Below are 3,238 nucleotides of genomic sequence, written 5' to 3' on the forward strand. Positions count from 1 at the left end.
CTGGCCAGCCTATTTAACTAGGGACCGGATAGAAAAAGCCTCGAAACTTAAACTGGCATTAACTGCCGGCATTGGTTCTGATCATGTGGATCTCGACGCGGCCGCGAAGGCAGGTATCACTGTCGCGGAAATTACTGGGTCAAACAGCATCAGTGTGGCAGAACATGTGGTCATGATGGTGCTTTCCCTGGTAAGAAATTATCTCCCTTCGCATCAAATTTCGGCCGATGGTGGATGGAACATTGCAGACTGTGTGACACGAAGTTATGACGTTGAAGGTATGCATTTTGGGACTATTGGCGCTGGCCGTATTGGACTTGCTGTATTACGCAGATTAAAAGCGTTTGATATGCCATTGCATTACACCCAACGCCACCGTCTTGCGTCAGCTATCGAAGAGGAGTTAGGGTTAACATACCATCCTGATGCAGAGTCCCTGGCTCGTACTGTGGACATTGTTAATCTGCAGGTACCACTCTACCCATCAACGGAGCATTTTTTTAATCAAAAAATGATATCTGAGATGAAAAGGGGGTCTTATTTGATTAATACCGCCAGGGCACAACTTGTTGACAGAGATGCGGTTGTTAACGCGCTGAAGTCTGGGCACCTGGCAGGATACGCTGGTGATGTCTGGTTCCCACAGCCAGCCCCCGCGTCTCACCCCTGGAGAACTATGCCCTGGAATGGCATGACGCCACATATGTCAGGCACGTCACTTTCTGCACAGGCTCGTTATGCTGCGGGGACGCTGGAAATTCTTGAATCCTTCCTGGGAAACTCGCCTATCAGAGAAGAGTATCTGATTGTGGATCGCGGGCAACTGGCCGGGACCGGGGCAAAGTCTTATCAACTGAACTGATCATTACAGTGGAACTTGCGTAATAATGTCAGTTCAGTCTGTTATTTTGCTATGCTGGAGTTCTGTTTACTGACCTTTATCAAGGAGTTCAGGGTGGGGTGTCCATTTTCACAGTCCGTCTCTCAACCTGTGGATGAGAGACTTACGCGTGCAGCCATATTTCTGGTTGTGACTATTAATCCCGGTAAAGCGGCTGAAGTCGCCGTGCGTGCTCACTGCAGCATACTTTCCTCTCTTATCAGAGGCGTCGGTTTTCGTATATCTGATGGTGGGTTGTCGTGTGTCATGGGGGTGAGTGAAGGAGGGTGGGAGCGCCTTTTTGGGGATACAAAACCTGAATATTTGCATGTATTCCGTGAAATCAATGGTGTACATCATGCTCCATCAACACCCGGAGACCTGTTATATCATATTCGCGCCGCCCGGATGGATCTTTGTTTTGAGCTGGCCAGCCGGATACTGTCGGATCTCGGCAACTCGGTTAGTGTTGTTGACTCCGTTCAGGGTTTTCGGTATTTCGACGATCGCGATCTATTAGGTTTTGTTGACGGTACTGAAAATCCGGTCGCTCAGGCCGCTGTGGATGCAACCCTGATTGGTGATGAGGACATGGTATTCGCTGGCGGGAGCTATGTGATCGTCCAGAAATACCTGCATGATCTTGATAAATGGAATGCGATTCCTGTTGAGCAGCAGGAAAAGATTATTGGCCGCGAAAAACTATCAGACATTGAGCTCAGGGATGCTGATAAACCCAGTTATGCTCATAATGTACTCACCAGTATTGAAGAGGATGGCGAGGACGTCGACATACTGCGTGACAATATGCCATTTGGCGATCCCGGCAAAGGCGAGTTCGGAACCTATTTTATCGGTTACTCCCGAAAACCTGAACGTATTGAAAGGATGCTTGAGAATATGTTTATTGGTAATCCACCGGGTAATTATGATCGGATCCTGGATGTCAGCCGTGCGATAACGGGAACATTATTTTTCGTTCCGACGACCAGCTTCCTGGACAGTATTGAACCCCAGTCAGCTCCCGGTCAACAGGGAGATGATGTGATAAATACACTACGCTCAACCGCCATTAAAGGAGACATAATGCCCGGTTCCCTTAATATTGGTTCGTTAAAAAAAGAGGTTTAGAATGAATAATCTACATCGCGAACTTGCGCCTGTTTCCGATGCGGCGTGGGAACAGATTGAAGAGGAAGCAACCCGTACACTTAAACGTTTCCTTGCTGCTCGGCGGGTGGTGGATGTCACTGATCCTCAGGGGGCGGCATTGTCGGCTGTTGGGACAGGTCATGTTGCCTATCTGGATGGCCCCTGTGCAGGGGTAAGTGCAGTAAAACGTCAGGTACTGCCGGTGGTTGAATTCAGGGTCCCGTTTAAATTAACTCGTCAGGCAATTGATGATGTTGAACGTGGCTCTCAGGATTCGGACTGGTCCCCTCTAAAAGAAGCTGCCCGCAAAATTGCGGCTGCAGAGGACCAGACAATTTTTGATGGCTACATGGCGGCAGGTATTGCTGGGATTCGACCACAGTCGAGTAATACACCTTTAACCTTACCTGCTACTGCTTCAGATTATCCAACGGTGGTTGCTCAGGCACTGGATCAGTTACGCGTGGCAGGAGTGAATGGTCCCTACCATCTGGTGTTAGGTGAAAAGGCTTATACGTCGATTACCGGCGGTAATGAAGGCGGTTATCCGGTATTCCAGCATATCCGCCGGCTTATCGATGGTGAAATTGTCTGGGCCCCTGCTATCGAAGGTGGATTACTGTTAACCACTCGTGGCGGTGATTTTGTCATGGATATCGGCCAAGATATATCCATAGGTTACCTGAACCATACCGGCACAGATGTTGAGCTGTATCTGCAGGAAAGTTTCACTTTCAGTGCACTCACGTCAGAAGCCACAGTAACATTACTTCCTCCTGAAGAATGACAGACAGACGCGGCGGCCATGAAGAATGGCTGCCGCGGTAACGTTAGCCGGTTAAAGAGCAATCGCACTGCGAAGTTTTTTCATCGCGTTATTTTCAAGTTGTCTCACGCGCTCTGCGGATATACCGTAACGTTCCGCCAGTTCATGCAATGTCGCTTTATTATCGTCATCCAGCCAGCGCGCGCGGATAATGTCCTGACTTCTGGGATCCAGTGTCTCCATCGCTGCAACCAGATGGTCCGTTGCTTGCGCATCCCAGTTATCTTCCTCAATCATGCCGGCAAAGTCTGAGGATTTATCCTGCAAATAGAGAGAAGGAGAAACTGGGTGATGGGTATCTGTTTCATCATCCGGATAGATATCATGGTAATGACTCCAACTTATTGATAGTGTTTTATGTTCAGATAATGCCCGATGAT

At 48.8% G+C, this 3,238-nt stretch carries 4 protein-coding genes; 3 read left to right on the forward strand and 1 reads right to left on the reverse strand.

The window, feature by feature from the left end:
• From ACT3RT_RS22975 to ACT3RT_RS22985, 3 genes are all read left to right on the forward strand, one after another.
• Positions 1–862 (forward strand): NAD-dependent formate dehydrogenase (locus ACT3RT_RS22975; protein WP_224164193.1); only part of this gene is annotated, 862 nt, incomplete at its 5' end.
• 93 nt (positions 863–955) lie between these two features.
• Positions 956–2,011 (forward strand): Dyp-type peroxidase, encoded by a 1,056-nt coding sequence (locus ACT3RT_RS22980; RefSeq protein WP_001567967.1) that lies wholly within the window; start codon positions 956–958, stop codon positions 2,009–2,011.
• A 1-nt stretch (position 2,012) separates the two neighbouring features.
• Positions 2,013–2,819 carry a family 1 encapsulin nanocompartment shell protein gene (locus tag ACT3RT_RS22985; RefSeq protein WP_001061054.1) on the forward strand — a complete coding sequence of 269 codons (807 nt, stop codon included), beginning with the start codon at positions 2,013–2,015 and terminating at the stop codon, positions 2,817–2,819.
• Positions 2,820–2,870: 51 nt separating this feature from the next.
• On the opposite strand, the gene ACT3RT_RS22990 is transcribed toward ACT3RT_RS22985, so the two are convergent.
• Positions 2,871–3,238 (reverse strand): sigma-70 family RNA polymerase sigma factor (locus ACT3RT_RS22990; RefSeq protein WP_021553344.1); only part of this gene is annotated, 368 nt, incomplete at its 5' end.

The organism is Ewingella sp. AOP9-I1-14, assembly GCF_052375995.1.
Taxonomy (GTDB): Bacteria; Pseudomonadota; Gammaproteobacteria; order Enterobacterales; family Enterobacteriaceae; genus Ewingella; species Ewingella allii.